Origin of the sequence: Thermomonas sp. LB-4, from assembly GCF_036409385.1 — a bacterium.
In the GTDB taxonomy this organism is placed as follows: domain Bacteria; phylum Pseudomonadota; class Gammaproteobacteria; order Xanthomonadales; family Xanthomonadaceae; genus Thermomonas.
Genome location: NZ_JAXOFT010000035.1, coordinates 1 through 15,473 on the forward strand (window position 1 = coordinate 1; position 15,473 = coordinate 15,473).

16 protein-coding genes and 1 pseudogene are annotated in these 15,473 nt (G+C 69.5%); 5 read left to right on the forward strand and 12 right to left on the reverse strand.

Annotated features, from left to right (window positions below):
• Positions 1-143 (forward strand): annotated as a pseudogene (locus SPK54_RS12845) (chemotaxis protein); the annotation flags it as partial.
• Positions 144-237: 94 nt separating this feature from the next.
• Here SPK54_RS12845 and SPK54_RS12850 read toward each other — a convergent pair.
• The 8 genes from SPK54_RS12850 to SPK54_RS12885 all read right to left on the reverse strand — a co-directional run bounded on the left by SPK54_RS12850 (position 238) and on the right by SPK54_RS12885 (position 7,098).
• Positions 238-1,467 (reverse strand): cysteine desulfurase, encoded by a 1,230-nt coding sequence (locus tag SPK54_RS12850; RefSeq protein WP_330948299.1) that lies wholly within the window; start codon positions 1,465-1,467, stop codon positions 238-240.
• Between the two features lie 2 nt (positions 1,468-1,469).
• Positions 1,470-2,729, reverse strand: coding sequence for a Fe-S cluster assembly protein SufD (gene sufD, locus SPK54_RS12855; protein WP_330948284.1), 1,260 nt, complete (start codon positions 2,727-2,729; stop codon positions 1,470-1,472).
• Positions 2,729-3,490 (reverse strand): Fe-S cluster assembly ATPase SufC, encoded by a 762-nt coding sequence (gene sufC / locus SPK54_RS12860; protein ID WP_330948285.1) that lies wholly within the window; start codon positions 3,488-3,490, stop codon positions 2,729-2,731. The genes sufD and sufC overlap by 1 nt, the downstream gene beginning before the upstream one ends.
• Positions 3,474-3,977, reverse strand: coding sequence for a hypothetical protein (locus tag SPK54_RS12865; protein WP_330948286.1), 504 nt, complete (start codon positions 3,975-3,977; stop codon positions 3,474-3,476). Before SPK54_RS12865 ends, sufC begins: the two co-directional genes overlap by 17 nt.
• Positions 3,961-4,164, reverse strand: a complete 204-nt coding sequence (locus SPK54_RS12870; RefSeq protein ID WP_330948287.1) for a hypothetical protein — start codon at positions 4,162-4,164, stop codon at positions 3,961-3,963. The genes SPK54_RS12865 and SPK54_RS12870 overlap by 17 nt, the downstream gene beginning before the upstream one ends.
• Positions 4,161-5,621, reverse strand: a complete 1,461-nt coding sequence (gene sufB / locus SPK54_RS12875; RefSeq protein WP_330948288.1) for a Fe-S cluster assembly protein SufB — start codon at positions 5,619-5,621, stop codon at positions 4,161-4,163. Before sufB ends, SPK54_RS12870 begins: the two co-directional genes overlap by 4 nt.
• A 10-nt stretch (positions 5,622-5,631) precedes the next feature.
• Positions 5,632-6,081, reverse strand: a complete 450-nt coding sequence (locus SPK54_RS12880) for an SUF system Fe-S cluster assembly regulator (protein ID WP_330948289.1) — start codon at positions 6,079-6,081, stop codon at positions 5,632-5,634.
• Between the two features lie 66 nt (positions 6,082-6,147).
• Entirely contained in the window at positions 6,148-7,098 is a 951-nt protein-coding gene (locus tag SPK54_RS12885) for an alpha/beta hydrolase (RefSeq protein WP_330948290.1), read from the reverse strand.
• Between the two features lie 179 nt (positions 7,099-7,277).
• Between SPK54_RS12885 and SPK54_RS12890 the strand changes: the two genes are divergently transcribed.
• Positions 7,278-7,529 carry a hypothetical protein gene (locus tag SPK54_RS12890; RefSeq protein WP_330948291.1) on the forward strand — a complete coding sequence of 84 codons (252 nt, stop codon included), beginning with the start codon at positions 7,278-7,280 and terminating at the stop codon, positions 7,527-7,529.
• Positions 7,530-7,629: 100 nt separating this feature from the next.
• Positions 7,630-8,094, forward strand: coding sequence for an SET domain-containing protein-lysine N-methyltransferase (locus SPK54_RS12895; RefSeq protein WP_330948292.1), 465 nt, complete (start codon positions 7,630-7,632; stop codon positions 8,092-8,094).
• Positions 8,095-8,130: 36 nt separating this feature from the next.
• Here the strand turns inward: SPK54_RS12895 and fusA are convergent, their stop codons facing one another.
• Positions 8,131-10,179, reverse strand: coding sequence for an elongation factor G (fusA, locus tag SPK54_RS12900; RefSeq protein ID WP_330948293.1), 2,049 nt, complete (start codon positions 10,177-10,179; stop codon positions 8,131-8,133).
• 269 nt (positions 10,180-10,448) lie between these two features.
• Here fusA and SPK54_RS12905 point away from each other — a divergent pair, with 269 nt between their 5' ends.
• Positions 10,449-11,141 carry a glycine zipper 2TM domain-containing protein gene (locus tag SPK54_RS12905; RefSeq protein WP_330948294.1) on the forward strand — a complete coding sequence of 231 codons (693 nt, stop codon included), beginning with the start codon at positions 10,449-10,451 and terminating at the stop codon, positions 11,139-11,141.
• A gap of 49 nt (positions 11,142-11,190) precedes the next feature.
• Here the strand turns inward: SPK54_RS12905 and SPK54_RS12910 are convergent, their stop codons facing one another.
• The 3 genes from SPK54_RS12910 to SPK54_RS12920 all read right to left on the reverse strand — a co-directional run bounded on the left by SPK54_RS12910 (position 11,191) and on the right by SPK54_RS12920 (position 14,896).
• Complete coding sequence (locus SPK54_RS12910) at positions 11,191-11,775, reverse strand: response regulator (protein WP_330948295.1); 585 nt, start codon at positions 11,773-11,775, stop codon at positions 11,191-11,193.
• Positions 11,776-11,856: 81 nt separating this feature from the next.
• On the reverse strand, positions 11,857-12,747 hold the full coding sequence (locus SPK54_RS12915; RefSeq protein ID WP_330948296.1) for a hypothetical protein: 891 nt from the start codon (positions 12,745-12,747) through the stop codon (positions 11,857-11,859).
• Between the two features lie 10 nt (positions 12,748-12,757).
• Complete coding sequence (locus SPK54_RS12920) at positions 12,758-14,896, reverse strand: M1 family metallopeptidase (protein WP_330948297.1); 2,139 nt, start codon at positions 14,894-14,896, stop codon at positions 12,758-12,760.
• Positions 14,897-15,053: 157 nt separating this feature from the next.
• Here SPK54_RS12920 and SPK54_RS12925 point away from each other — a divergent pair, with 157 nt between their 5' ends.
• On the forward strand, positions 15,054-15,407 hold the full coding sequence (locus tag SPK54_RS12925; protein WP_330948298.1) for a GFA family protein: 354 nt from the start codon (positions 15,054-15,056) through the stop codon (positions 15,405-15,407).
• The last annotated feature ends 66 nt before the right edge of the window (positions 15,408-15,473 follow it).

The window sequence follows — 15,473 nt, forward strand, 5'->3', positions numbered from 1 at the left end:
AGCAGGTCAACCGCACGGTGACCCAGATGGACGAAACCACCCAGCAGAACGCGGCACTGGTGGAAGAGGCCACCGCCGCGGCCCGCTCGATGGAAGAGCAGGCGCGCCAGCTCAGCGTCGCGGTGGCGGTGTTCCGGCTCTAGGGGGCGCCGCGGACGGCCGCATCCCGGCCCTCCGCGGCGGTATGCCCGATGGCGCCCGCTCCGGCGGGCCCGGATTCGGGCCGCCGTCGCGGGCTCAAGCCAGCAGCTGGCGTACCTTGCGCAGCGCGGCGATGAAGCGTTCGACTTCTTCGTGGGTGTTGTAGAACGCCAGCGATGCGCGGCAGGTCGTGCCCACGCCCAGCCACTGCAGCAGCGGATGCGCGCAGTGCTGGCCGCTGCGCACCGCGATGCCTTCCAGGTCGAGCAGGGTGGCCAGGTCGTGCGAGTGGGTGCCGGCGATGGCGAAGCTGATCACTGCGGCCTTGTGCGGGGCGGTGCCGTAGATGCGCAGGCCATCGATCTTCAGCAGCTCGTCGGTGGCGTGCGCCAGCAGCGCCTGTTCGCGCGCGGCGATGTTGGCCATGCAGATGGCCGACAGGTAGTCCACCGCCGCGCCCAGCCCGACGAAGCCGGCGATGTTGGGGGTGCCGGCCTCGAACTTGTGCGGGCCTTCGTTGAACACCGTGCCGTCGAAGCTCACTTCCCTGATCATCTCGCCGCCGCCCAGGAACGGGGGCATGGCATCGATGTGGTCGCGCCGCGCCCACAGCGCGCCCGTCCCGGTGGGCCCGCTCATCTTGTGGCCGGTGATCGCATAGAAGTCGCAGCCGACCGCCGGGATGTCCACCGGCATGTGCGGCGCCGCCTGCGAGCCGTCGACCACGGTGACGATCCCGCGCCTGCGCGCTTCGCGGCAGATGTCGGCAACCGGATTGACGGTGCCCAGCACGTTGCTGACGTGGGCCAGCGCCAGCAGCTTGACGTCGGGGGTCATCGCCGCTGACAGCGCATCCGGGTCGAGGCTGCCGTCGGGCAGCAGCTCCGCCACCTTCAGGGTCGCGCCGGTGCGCTGGGCGATGAGCTGCCAGGGCACGATGTTGGCGTGGTGCTCCATGCGGGTGACGAGGATGGCATCGCCCGTCTTGAGCCGCGGCAGGCCCCACGAATACGCCACCAGGTTGATGGCGAAGGTGGTGCCGCTGCACAGGATCAGCTCGTCGCCGCGCACGTTGAGGAAGCGCGCCAGCTTGCCGCGCGCGCCCTCGTAGGCTTCGGTGGCCTCGCTGCCGAGCGCGTGCACGGCGCGGCTGACGTTGGCGTTGTGGCGGCGGTAGAAGTCGTCTGTGGCCGCGATCACCGCTTCGGGCTTCTGCCCGGTGTTGGCGGAATCGAAATAGACCAGCGGCTTGCCATGCACGGTCCGCTGCAGCAGCGGGAAGTCGCTGCGCACCCTGGCCCAGTCGATCGCCGATGCCGCTTCCATGTTCACGCGCCCAGCCTCGCCAGGGCGCGATCCAGCGCGGCGTCGGCCAGTGCGCGGGTGGCGCCGTCGCCGATGGCGTTGAGCACCTCGCGGCAGAACGCGCCGGTCAGCAGCGCGCGCGCCTGCGGCTCGGGCAACCCGCGCGAACGCAGATAGAACAGCGCGGTGGGGTCGAGCTGGCCGACCGTGGCGCCATGCGCGGCCTTGACCTCGTCGGCGTGGATCACCAGGACCGGCTGGGTGTCGATCTCGGCGTCGGCGGACAGCAGCAGGTTCTTGTTCGACAGGTCGGCTTCGGTGCCATCCGCGCCGGCGTGGATGGTGATGCCGCCGTGGAACACGGCGTGGCCGCGCTGCCCGGCCAGGCCGCGCCAGGTCAGGTCGCAGCGGGTGTCGCGGGCGATGTGGTCGATGCCGAGGCGGGTGTCGACGTGGCGGCGTCCGTCCGCCAGCAGCACGCCGTCCGCCTGCAGCGACGCCCCGTTGCCCTCCAGCCGCACGTTGAGCTCGTGCCGGGACAGCGCCGCGCCCAGCTCCAGGTCGGTGCGCGCATAGCCGGCCTCCCGTGCCAGCACGGCGTCGGTGCGTGCGAACAGGGTGGCGCGCGGCGCGGCGTCCTGCACCCGCACATGCGACAGGCGTGCGCCGTCGGCCACGTGCGCGTGCAGCAGCGCGTTGCCGAGATGGGCGTGTTCGCCGGCGGCCAGCTCGTGTTCCACCAGCTGCAGCGAAGCGCCCTGGCGCAGTTCGACGAAATGGCGCAGGTGCCAGGCGGCATCGCCACCGTCCTGCGGCGCGCCGACGTGGACGAGATGCAGGGGCGATTCCGGCTGCGTCCCGGCCTCCACGCGGATCGCCGCGCCTTCGCGCGCCAGCGCGGCGTTGAGGCGGGCGAAGGGCTCGTCCGGGCGCTGGTAGCGGCGCGCCAGGAAGTTCACCGCGCGCGGATCGTCGCCCTGCAGCAGCTGCGACAGCGGGCGCACATCGATGCCGGCGGGCAGGGTGGACAGGTCGCTCAGCGCGGCGTCGAAGTGGCCGTTCACGAACACGATGCGCGGCGCGGGGATGGCCGCCAGCAGCGCGGCATCGACGGCGACCGCCTGCGCCGGCGCGAAACTGCGGCGCTCCAGCTGGCGCAGCGAGGTGTATTTCCAGCTTTCGGCGCGCTGCGGAACTCCGTCGCGCAGCACTTCGTCCAGCAGCGCGCGGCGGCTGGCGTCGCCTTCGAAACCTGCGGCCAATGAATCCAGCAGGGCGCCCATCAGGCGGCCTCCGGTGCCAGCCGGTTGCGGATCCAGTCATAGCCATGCGCTTCCAGTTGCAGCGCCAGTTCTGGCCCGCCACTTTCAACGATGCGGCCATTGGCCAGTACATGCACCACGTCCGGCTTGATGTAGTCGAGCAGGCGCTGGTAGTGGGTGATGACCAGGAAGGCGCGCGCGTTCGATCGCTGCGCATTGACGCCGTCGGCCACCGCCTTCAGCGCGTCGATGTCGAGGCCGGAGTCGGTCTCGTCGAGGATGGCCAGCTTCGGTTCCAGCAGCGCCATCTGGAAGATCTCGTTGCGCTTCTTCTCGCCGCCCGAAAAGCCTTCGTTGACGCCGCGATGCAGCAACTCGTCCTTCAGGTGCAGCACCGCGAGCTTCTCGCGTACGCGCTTCAGGAACTGCATTGAGTCCAGCTCCACCTCGCCGCGCGCCTTGCGCTGCGCGTTGAACGCCGCGCGCAGGAAGTAGGTGTTGTTCACGCCGGGAATTTCCACCGGGTACTGGAAGGCCAGGAACACGCCGGCGGCGGCGCGCTCCTCGGGCTCCAGCTCCAGCAGCGGCTTGCCTTCGAACTCGACCGTGCCGGCGGTCACTTCGTAGCCCTCGCGGCCGGCCAGGATGTTGCCCAGGGTGGACTTGCCGGCGCCGTTCGGTCCCATGATGGCGTGCACTTCGCCTGCCGCAACGGAGAGCGAAAGGCCCTTGAGGATTTCCTTGCCGGCAACGGTGGCATGGAGGTCATTGATCTTGAGCATGTGTGTCTCCAGGGCCGGAGTCGCCGGCGCCTTGCAGGTATTCCAGGTCGGCCAGGTCTTGCAGACGGCCAACGGCTTGCTTCTTTGCGCGCAGATCGTCCAGTCCGATCACGGCGACATGGACGCCGCCTAGCGGGACGATGATCCGGCGGGGGTAGCAGGCGTCGAAATCGACGCCGTCGGCGAAATTGATGAGTTCGATCGCGTTGGGTTCCTTGCCCAGCACCAGCATCGCGCGCGGTTCGCAGAAAGCGGCCGGGGCGGCGGCCAGATCCGGGAAGCCGAAGCTGCGCAGGGCGGCGATGAGTTTTTCCGCGTTGGCTTCGGTGCCACGGAACCAGACATCCAGGTCCTTGGTGTAGCGAACATGCCCATGCACACCCAGGGCGATCCCGCCCACCAGCATGTATTCCACGCCGTGGGTTTCGAGGGCGGACAGGAAGTCCCGCCAGTCCCTGTCCAGCGGGCTCTCAGCGGGCGCGGACATGGCGCAGTTCCCACTGGAAGACGAAGGCGGGATTGCCGCCCTTGAACAGGGCGTTGCCTTCGCGATGCAGTGCAAGAGCGGCCTGCAGGCGTTCGGCATGGCTGCGCGCATGCCAATGGCGCGACGCGGCGGCCTGCCGCTCGTCGGCATCCAGGAAGCGCAGGCTGCGCTGGGGCTGGGCGTTCATCCCACTGCCCCTTCCAGCGTCACGTCCAGCAGCTTCTTGGCTTCCACCGCGAACTCCATCGGCAGTTCGCGGAACACCTGCTTGCAGAAGCCGTCGACGATCATCGACACCGCGTCCTCCTGGCCGATGCCGCGGCTGCGGCAGTAGAACAGCTGGTCGTCGCTGATCTTGCTGGTGGTCGCCTCATGCTCGACGGTGGCGCTGGGGTTCTTCACCTCGATGTAGGGGAAGGTGTGCGCGCCGCAGGTCTTGCCGATCAGCAGCGAGTCGCACTGGGTGTGGTTGCGCGCGCCGTCGGCGCCGGCGGCGACCTTGACCAGGCCGCGGTAGGTGTTCTGCCCGCGCCCGGCGCTGATGCCCTTGCTGACGATCTTCGACTTGGTGCGCTTGCCGATGTGGATCATCTTGGTGCCGGTGTCGGCCTGCTGGTAGTGGTGGGTCAGCGCGACCGAGTGGAACTCGCCGGTCGAGTCGTCGCCGGTCAGCACGCAGCTTGGGTATTTCCAGGTGATCGCGCTGCCGGTCTCCACCTGCGTCCAGGTCACCTTGCTGCGCGCGCCGCGGCATTCGGCGCGCTTGGTGACGAAGTTGTAGATGCCGCCGACGCCGTTCTCGTCGCCGGGGTACCAGTTCTGCACGGTCGAATACTTGATCTCGGCGTCTTCCAGCGCGACCAGCTCCACCACCGCCGCGTGCAGCTGGTTCTCGTCGCGCATCGGCGCGGTGCAGCCCTCGAGGTAGGACACGTGGCCCTTGTCCTCGCAGATGATCAGGGTGCGCTCGAACTGGCCGGTGTGGCCGGCGTTGATGCGGAAGTAGGTGGACAGTTCCATCGGGCAGCGCACGCCCTTGGGGATGTAGACGAAGCTGCCGTCGGAGAACACCGCCGAGTTGAGCGCGGCGAAGTAGTTGTCGCCCACCGGCACCACCGTGCCGAGGTACTTCTTCACCAGGTCCGGGTGGTTGAGGATGGCGTCGCTCATCGAGGTGAAGATCACCCCGACCGCGGCCAGTTCCTTCTTGAAGGTGGTGCCCACGCTGACCGAGTCGAACACCGCGTCCACCGCCACGCCGGCCAGCTTGGCGCGCTCGTGCAGCGGCACGCCCAGCTTGTCGTAGGTGTCCAGCAGTTCCTTCGGCACCTCGTCCAGCGACTTGTACTTCGGGCCCTTGGGCGCGCTGTAGTAGCTCAGCGCCTGCAGGTCGATCGGGCCGATCGAGAGCTTCGCCCAGTCCGGCTGTTTCATGGTCAGGAAGTGGCGGTAGGCCTCCAGCCGCCACTGCGTCATCCACTCGGGCTCGTGCTTCTTGGCCGACAGCGCGCGGATGATGTCCTCGCTCAGGCCGGGTGGCAGCGAATCGGTTTCGATGTCGGTGATGAAACCGGCGTCGTATTTGCGCCCCAGCTGGGCATGGATCTGCGCGTTCTGCGGCGCGGCGTTCTGTGGGTCGGTCATGGGGTGTTCCTCAGGCCTGCGCCAGGCGGGCGGCGATGCGCCCGCGCGCGGGACGTTGCGGCGGTTGCAGCATCTGCTCCAGCGAAATGTTGCCCAGCGCTTCGGCCACCACGTCGTTGATGCGGCGCCAGTTGGCGCGCACGCCGCAGCTGTGCTCGATCCCGCATTGGCCGCTGGGCACGCTGCATTCGGTCATTCCCAGCGGGCCTTCCATCGCCTCCACGATCTCGACCAGGCTGATCGCATCGGCCGGACGGGCAAGCCGGTAGCCGCCGTTGGCGCCGCGGAAGCCGGCCACCAGCCCGGCAGCGGCCAGTGGCTTGAGCACCTTGGCCACGGTGGGCGCTTCAAGCCCGGCGCGCTCGGCCAGCTCCGGCGCGCTCATCACCGCATCCGGCCGCGCGGCGAGCACGGTCATGACAACGGTGGCGTAATCGGTCAGCCGGGTGACGCGGAGCATGGCGGGGCGGGGCAGCGGGGGAATCTGGACTGAAATTGTACGTTTTGGCGCCGCCGCCGCCAAGTTTCAGCGGCTGACCTGCATCAAGACCCGTTCGATCCAGGCCTGGACCTTGGTGGTATAGGCCGAGGGCAGGCCCAGGTTGTCGTTGATCTCCGAATGCGTCAGTGCCTCCGGCAGCACCTGCATCGGCACCTGCAGGGCGGCGGCGTGGGCGGCGAAGCTGCGCGCCTCGGCGCAGGGCGCGGTGGGGAAGCGGCGGGTGCTGGAACAGACCAGCAGCATCGGCAGCGCGCGGCGCCGGAGCTGCTGCCGAGGCGAGGCCGACGCCCAGAACGCCGGATCGCTACCGAAGGCGTCGCGGTACAGCTGCGGCAGCCGCGGCTGTGCCATGAGCGTGGGGACATCCAGCGCGCCGCTGTCCAGCGACACCACGCCCAGCGGGCGGCGTGCGCCGGCGTGCCGAAGCAGCGCGGGGTCGCTGCCCAGCAGGGCGACGAGGTGGGCGCCGGCGGAATGGCCCATCAGCAGCAGGCGGCCGGGATCGCCGCCCCAGGCCGTCGCCCGCCGCTGCACGGCCGCCACCGCCGCCGCGACGTCCCGGGCCTGGGTCAGCGGATCTGCGTCGGGCACCAGCCGGTAGTTGACGGAGACGAAGATGAAGCCCTGGTCCAGCCACCAGGCTGCCTTGTGGTCCACCACCCGCGCCAGCGCTTTGTCCCCGGTGCGCCAACCACCGCCATGGACCATCAGCAGGACCGGCGCATCGGGACGAGGATGTGTGGGCAGGTAGACGTCGTAGCGCTGCCTGGGGTGCGGGCCGTAGGCGATGTCGCGCTCAACCCGTGCGCCCGCGGGAGTGGTGGCGCGATCGGCCCGCCCGGCGGCGGCACGCTGGGGCTCCATCCGCTGGGCGAGGCGTTCGCGCAGGCGCTGCTGGGTCGGTGCCGGCGTGGCGGCGGTGGCGATCAGGCAAAGTGCGAGCAGGCCGGTGGGGATCGGGAAGCGCGGGGCCATGGCGGGCGTTCCTGCGTGGGGACACAGCGGCAACGCGTCGGCGCCACCCGCGGTTGACGCGGGCGGCGCACAGTCCGGCGGATGACAGCTGTCAGCCGCGATGGCTGACGAGGTTCCCTGCCATCGGCAGTACGGCTGCGGAGAATGGGCGGCGTCCACTCCGGACGCAGGAGAACGCCATGCAGACCCAGACCCGATCCCGCACCACATTCGCCGACCAGCTGCAGGCTGGCGTGGGTGAACTGGTCGAGCGCGCGGCGCGCGCCGCCCCCGGCCCGGAGCGGTCGCGGCTGTTGCGCTGGCTGCTGGTGGGCGGCGCCCTGTTCCTGGCGTGGCGGCTGGCACGCAGCGCGAAGAAGCTGTTCTGGACGCTGTTCGGCATCGGCATGGCGCTGTACTGGACGGGTGCCGCCGGCTGGCTGTTGCGCTGAGCGCGCAGCGACGCACGGCGCGGATCCGGCGCCCACGCCGCGGTGACGGCAGCCGCACGGCTGGGCACAATGGGGGCACTCCCGATAACGCGCCGCACCGATGCCGAAGAAGATCGCCACCCGCAAGTCCGCCATCCACGGCAACGGCGTGTTCGCCGCGCTGCCGATCGACAAGGGCGAGCGCCTGATCGAATACAAGGGCCGCCGCCGCACCCACGAGGAGGTCGACGCGGGCGATAGCGGCGACATCGAGAGCGGCCACACCTTCCTGTTCACCCTCAACGAGGATTGGGTGATCGATGCCAACTTCGAGGGCAACGACGCGCGCTGGATAAACCACAGCTGCGCGCCGAACTGCGAGGCGGTGATGGTGGAAGACGAGGCCGATCCGAAGCAGTCGCGCGTGTTCATCGAGGCGATCCGCGCGATCAGGCCGGGCGAAGAGCTGACCTACGACTACGGCATCACGCTGGCCGAGCGCCACACGCCCCGCCTGAAGAAGATCTGGGCCTGCCACTGCGGCGCGAAGGACTGCACCGGCACGATGCTCAAGCCCAAGCGCTGACCTGCGCCCCGGCGGCGCTCACGCGGCCGGGGCCGTTCAGTCCTCCTCCGGGTGCGGCCGGTAGGCTTCGGCCAGTTTTTTCTGCACCTGCGCCGGCACCGGCTCGTAGTGGCTGAAGTCCAGTGCGTAGCGGCCGCGCCCCGCGGTGGCCGACTTCAGCTCCGCGGCATAGCCTTCCAGCTCCGACAGCGGCACCTGCGCACGCACCACGATCTCGCCGCCGCGCAAGGTGTCGGTGCCGCTGATGCGGGCGCGCTTGGAGGCCAACCCGCCGCTGACGTCGCCCATGTGCTGCTCGGGGGCGCTGACTTCCAGCTCGACGATCGGCTCCAGCACTTGCGGCTGCGCCTTGGCGATCGCCTCCAGGAAGGCGCGCTTGCCTGCCGCCACGAATGCGACCTCCTTGCTGTCCACCGGGTGATGCTTGCCGTCGTAGACCACCACCCGCACGTCCTGGATCGGGAAGCCGGCCACCGCGCCGCCGGCCAGCACCTGGCGCACGCCTTTTTCCACCGCCGGCAGGAACTGGCCGGGAATGGTGCCGCCCTTCACCTCGTCCACGAACTCGAAGCCGGCGCCGCGCGGCAACGGTTCGACGCGCAGGAACACCTCCCCGAACTGGCCCGCGCCGCCGGTCTGCTTCTTGTGCCGGTGGTGGCCCTCGGCCCTGCCACTGATGGTTTCCCGGTAGGCGATGCGCGGCGGATGGGTGTCCACCTCCACGCCGTGGCGATCCTTCAGGCGTTGCAGCATGACCCGCAGGTGCAGGTCGGACAGGCCGCGGATCACCGTCTCGTTGGTCTCGCCGTTGTGCTCGACCGCGAACGCCGGGTCTTCCTCGGTCAGCTTGTGCAGGGCGGTTGCCAGCTTCTGTTCCTGGCCCTTGCTGGCCGGCGCCACCGCCAGCCCGAACATCGGCTTCGGGAACGCCATCGGCGCCAGGTGGATCTGGTCCTCGTCGTGCGAATCGTGCAGCACCGCGTCGAAATGCAGCTCGTCGATCTTCGCCACCGCGGCGATGTCGCCGGGGATGGCCTGGCCGATCTCGATATGGTCCTTGCCCCTGAGCCGGTACAGATGCGCAACCTTGAACGGCTTGCGGCCATCGTCGACGAACAGCTGCATGTCCTTGCGCACCGTGCCCTGGTAGACGCGGAAGATGCCCAGCTTGCCGACAAAGGGGTCGTTGACGATCTTGAACACGTCGGCGATCACGTGCGCGTCCGGGTCGGGGCGCGCGACGATCGGCTGCGCGTCGCTGCCGCGGCCTTTCACGAACGGGGGCGGATTGGCTTCGCCGGGATGCGGGAACAGCGTCTGGGCGATGTCCAGCAATGCCGGCACGCCCACGCCGCTGCGCGCGGAGACGAAGCACACCGGCACCAGGTGCCCTTCGCGCAGGCACTGCTCGAAGGCGTCGTGCAGTTCGGCCCCAGACAGGCCGCCCTCGCCGACGTCCAGGTAGTGGTCCATCACGGCTTCGTTGATCTCCACCACCTGGTCGATGATCTTCTGGTGCCAGTCCGCCACCGGGCCCAGGTCGCTGTCGCCGTGCTGGCTGCCGAAGCAGTCGGCCACGCGGGTGCCACCGTCGGCCGGCAGGTTCAGCGGCAACACCTCGGGGCCGAATTCCACCCGCAGCATGTCCAGCAGCGCGGCCAGGTCGTGGCCGGCGTGGTCGATCTTGTTCACCACGATGGCGCGGCACAGCCCGCGCTGCCTGGCGTATTCCATCATCCGGCGGGTGCCGTGGCCGATGCCGGTGTCGGCATCCACCACGATCGCCACCGTTTCCACCGCGCCCAGCGCGGCCAGCGCGGGGCCGCGGAAATCCGGGTAGCCGGGCGTGTCGATCAGGTTGAGATGCAGGCCGGCGCGTTCGACGCTGGCGATCCCGGCATCGATGGAATGGCCGCGCTCGCGTTCCAGCGGGTCGAAGTCGGACACGGTATTGCCGCGCTCGACGGTGCCTGCCGCCTGGAGTGCGCCACCGGCATGCAGCAGGGCTTCGAACAGGGTGGTTTTGCCGGCGCCGGGGTGGCCCGCCAGGGCCACGTTGCGGATCTGCTGGGTCGAATAGGACATGAGCCCGTTCCTCCTTCGCATGCGAATGGACGTGGCGTCATGGCTGTCCGCGCTTCGCGCCGGAGCGGTGGGCGCTCGGCGGGCGGTCATGGCGGGCATTCACCTTAGCGCAGCCACGGCGATTGTCCTCTTGCGCTGCAGCATGAGCGGGCTGTCGCGTTGTTAAACAGATTCGCCTGCGTCCGCCCGGTTCAGCTTCGCGTCAAGCACGTCTGCGCAATGTGCAAGCCGCGCCGGTCCTTTCCCTTCCCCGGCGACCGGAGCCTGACATGAAGCGCCTCCTTGCCAGCCTGCTCGCCATCGGCCTTGCCGCCGGCGGCAACATCGCCTTCGCCCAGTCCGCGGGCTATGGCCGCCATGACGGTCCCGGTTACGCCGAAGGCGACCGCTATTACGACTATGCGCGGGTGGTCCGGGTCGATCCGGTGCTGGGTGGCGGCGGCTACCGCCAGACCTATAGCAGCGATCGCCGCTGCTACGAAACCACCACTGCCGGCGGCTATGGCTACGACGGCGATGGCTACGGCGGTTATCGCGACGACGGCCGCTACGATGATTACGACCGCCGCCATGGCGGTTACGACGGCCGCAGCGGCTACGGCAGCGAGACCGGGCGCAATGTCGCCACCGTGGTGGGTGGCATTGCCGGCGCGGTGCTGGGAAGCAAGGTGGGCGGCGGCAGCGGCAGCTACGCCGCCGCGGCCGTCGGTTCGATGCTGGGCGGCATGGCCGGGCGCGAAATCTACGACCAGAACCAGCGCAGTCGCCGGCAGGTGGGCACCGTGCGGGTCTGCGATCCGGTACCGGTGCGCGGCGGCTACCCGGACTATCGCGAGGACGGGGCCGGGGGCTACGACGTGACCTACGAATACAACGGCCGACGCCATACCCGGCGCATGGACTACCACCCCGGAGAACGGGTCCGCGTGCTGGTCGAGGTGGAGCCGCAGCCAACACGTTGATGGCGCGAACGGAGGAGGGGCCTGGCGGCCCCTTCTTCGCTTGCGGGCCTCAGCGCGTGGCCGCAGGGGCCTCGGTGCGACGGCTGGCGTGGCGCGGCACGCCCTGCTCGTCCAGCAGGTGCTCGATGCGGCTGAATACCTCCGCGCGCGAAAAGGGTTTCTTCATGAAATCGTCGGCGCCGATGCGCTGCACGTAGAACTGCTCGGTGGCCTGGGCGTTGCCGCTGATCATGATGATCGGTACGTTGCGGGTTGCTTCGTCGCGCCGGAGTTTGCGCAGCGCGCTGAACCCGTCGATGCCGGGCAGCACGATGTCGAGGAAGATCAGGTCGGGGCGCTCGCGGTGGGCGATTTCCAGCGCGCTCTCGCCGTCGTAGGCCACCAGCACTTCGAAGTGGTTCTGCACCAGCATCCGCTTGAGCAGGGCGACGATGGTGGGGGAATCGTCGACCACCAGGATGCGGGTGCCGGGGCGGGCGCTGCGGCGTTCACGCTCGCGGCGGTCCGCCGCGCTGTCGTGGGTGGCCTCGTCTGCGAGGACCTCCGACTGCGGGTCGGCGGAGTGCCCGTTGGCAGGCGGACGCCCGGCCGGGTTGGCGGCAGGCGCAGGCTTGCCCGGCGCCCAGGCACGCATCCGTTTCAATAGGCCGAAAAATGCCACGCTCCAGCTTCCCCAGGCTTGCCCCGGGCCGCATCTTACCGTGAATCACGGGGTTCAACGGCGGGCGTGGGCGTCCTCGGCCAGTGCGCGCAGCGCAAACAGGCGCGCCACCTTGCCCCAGGCCAGCGCGGCGGCCATGCTGCAGCCCAGCAGCAGCGCCAGCAGGAAGCCCCCCATGTCGCTGGCATCCACCCGCTGGCGCAGCGCCAGCAGCCCGGCCGCCAGCGCCAGCGCCAGCACGGTGGGCAGTACGTAGGCCGAAAGCACTGCGATCGGCCGCCGGCACAGCAGCCTGGTGCCGCGCCACCAGGCCTTGAACGCCGAGCGCAGGCGCGCGTCGGCGGCCAGCCAGCCGCGGCCTGCCTCGATGCCGGCATGGGCGAGCAGCAGCAGGATGCCGCCCACGGCCAGCGCGATGTCGCGGCCACGCTCCACATCGGCGGCAAGGATCGCGTGTTCGTGGGCTTTCTCGTTGAAGCCGACCGCGCCCATCAGGATCGCGGCGGCCACGCCCAGCGGAATCGCCGACCACAGCAGCAGGCGCAGCATCGGACCGTAGTCGCCGACGCCGCCGCGCAGCAGGTCGCCAAACCCCAGCGGTGCGCGGCTGCGCGCCGCGGTCACGGTGGCGCCGGCCAGCAGCGGCGACAGCAGCAGCATCAGCAGGGTGCTGGCCAGCAGGCTCCCGGACAGCACGCCCATCGGCGTGGTGCGGGCGGTCAACGCCTCCAACAGCAGCGCCGGGGCGCGGCCTTCGGCGATCGTCGGGGCCTGTACGGCGTGGTCGAGCAGGCTGGCCAGCCAGTTCCACACGGGCAGGGCGCCGACCAGCGCGCACAGCAGGGTGGCGCCGATCCACAGCAGCAGCAGGCGCCATTGCAGGGCTCCGGCCAGGGCGCGAGGAACCGAAGTGCGGGCGCGGAGCGGACGATTCGTGGTGTTCATGATGTGCGCCTCAGACGGTGGCCAGCAGGGCGAAGAAGGACTGCAGGAGGGCAGCGAAATCACCGAACCAGCGGCGCGAGGCGGCGGGCTGCGCTTCCAGCGTGCGGCCGTCGTTGAGCTTGTTGGCGTCCATCCAGACGAGGTGGTCGGGATCCAGCTCGGCGGAAACGGCCTTGGCGCGGGTGGTCACCACGACGCGCTGCCAGCTCTCCTGCGAAGTCACCGGGAAGTCGCGGTGGCTGCCGTCGGCGAAGCGGATGCGCAGCAACTGCGGCGGCTTGGCCGCGTCGCGCCGTACCACCACCACGGTGCGGTAGGGGAACGCGCCCTGGCCGGCCTTCGCCTCCGGGTGCTTGTCCTTCCACGCCTTGCGGCGCTTCTCGACCGCCTTGTCGATGGCCTTGCTGCCCACCAGTACCTGCCTGCCCTTGTACTCGTAGTAGCCCGGCAGCGGCAGCACCTCGCGGCTCGACAGGCTTTCCACCCGATCGTCGGTGCGGCTTGTGCCGTAGATGTAGGCGTCGAACGCCGCGTTGACGATGGCGGGCTTGCCGGTGCCCTCTGCCAGCGTGGCGCGCAGGTCGGCCAGCGATGGATGGCGGAACTTCCAGCGTTCGTAGTACAGCTTCATCGCGCGTTCCATCGCGGGGGTGCCCACCAAGGCCTCGATCTGGCGCATGGCGGTGGCGCTGCGCGAGTACACCGTGCCGTAGCTGCCGCTGGACAGGCGCGTCCAAGAATTGCGGCCCAGCGGGTCGGCAGGGTCCGCGAGGCTGGCGCCCAGGCGCTCCATCTGGAACGGATGGATGCGGAAGCCGATGTTGAACCAGCGGGTCCATGGCCTCTCCAGCGCCAGGTCCTGCTTGCGTTCGGTCATCATCCGCTGGTCCCAGTACTCGTTCATGCCCTCGTCGAGCATCGGTTCCTCGAACTCGTTCGAACCCAGGATGCCGTAGAAGTAGCCGTGGCCGAATTCGTGCACGGTCACGAAGTCCAGCATCCAGCGGCCGATGCTGCCCGGCGCCACCATCTTGGTGCTGTCGGCGGTGAAGAAGGTCGGGTACTCCATGCCGCCGGCCTCGTCGGCGCCGTAGGGCGGCACCACCGCGGTGGCGGTCTTGTACGGGTACGGCCCGAGCGTCTTCGAGAAGAAGTCCAGCGAGTCGATGGTGGCCTGCAGCACCGGCTCGGCGTTGCTTTCGTATTCCGGGGTGTACAGCACCTTGACCTCGACCGGCCCCAGCGGCCCTTTCCAGGTCTTCACCAGCGGTTTGGCGTAGCGCTTGTCCGCGGTCCAGGCGAAGTCGTGCACGTCGTGCTGGACATAGCGGTGGGTGGTTTTGCCGCCCTTCTCGACCGGCGCGCCGGTCAGCTGGCCGGTGGCGCCGACGATGTAGTCCTTCGGTACGGTGATGCGCACGTCATAACTGCCGTAGTCGGCGTAGAACTCGCTGTGCAGGTGGAACTCGTGGGCGTTCCAGCGCGGCGCGGTGGCGCCGCGCTCGCCCGGCAGCTCCAGCACGCCGATCTTCGGGAACCACTGGGCCACCAGGTGGAAGCTGCCGTAGTAACCGGTGCGCGCCACCACCCGCGGCAGCTGGTCGAAGAAGTCGATGTCCAGCGTGGTGCTGGCGCCCGGCGCGACCGGCTGCGGCAGGTCGATGCGGACCACGCTGCGGTCGCTCGATGGGCCGTTGTCGGGCTGCACGAACGTCCACTTCGCCGGTTGGCCGCCCTGCGCCACCTTGTCCAGGCGGATGTAGCCGTATTCGCCGTCCCGGGTGGCGACGTTGCTGCGGAAGCCCTGCTCGCTGGCCCGCTGTTCGGTCATGAAGGTGCTGCCCGGGCCCTCGAAAGCGTTGAGGTACAGGTGCACGTACACGCTGCACACCGGCTGCGCGCTGCGATTGCGCCAGGTCAGCTGCTGCTTGCCGCGCAGGGTGTGCTTGACCGGGTCCAGTTCGGCGTCGATGGAGTAAGAGACCACACGGTCGGAGAGGGTGGCGGCATCTGGCCTGCGCGGGCCGCCCCAGGCGTCCGCCGCGCTGGGCGCGCGCACCGCGCTGGCATCGGCTGCGGCCAGCGGGATGGCGGGGCAGGCGGTGGCGGGCGACAGGGGCGCAGCCGCTGCCGGAGTCTTGGCCAGCAAGGGAGCCGATGACAGCGCGAGCAAGATGGACAGGGCGACTGATACCCGGTGGCAAGGCATGGGTTCTCCGGCGGAATGCAGGCAAAGTTGCCACCACGATGTGCGAAGCGCCGGGACGTGGCAACATGCCGGTAGTCACGTCCGACGGGAGGCAGGCATGACGGTCCACCAGGGCAGCTGCCATTGCGGCGCCATCGCGTTCACGGTCGAGGGGCCGATCGAAACGGCCATCGACTGCAATTGCTCGCTGTGCCGCCGCCGCGGCGGCCTGCTTGCGTTCTTCCCGCGCGCCGCGCTGGTGCTGCGCACGCCGGAAGCGAACATGGCGACCTACACCTTCAATACCCATGCCATCCGCCACCACTTCTGCCCCACCTGCGGGGTGGCGCCCTTCAGCGACGGCACCGATCCAGCCACCGGTGCGCCGATGGCCGCGGTCAACCTGCGCTGCCTGCCGGACCTGGATCTGGCGACCCTGAAGGTCGTTGCCTACGACGGCGCAAGCCGGTAACGGCCGGGCGACTAGCTGTGTAAACCCACTACGTTGTTCAGTTGGATGCGGGTGATGGGTGGTCTG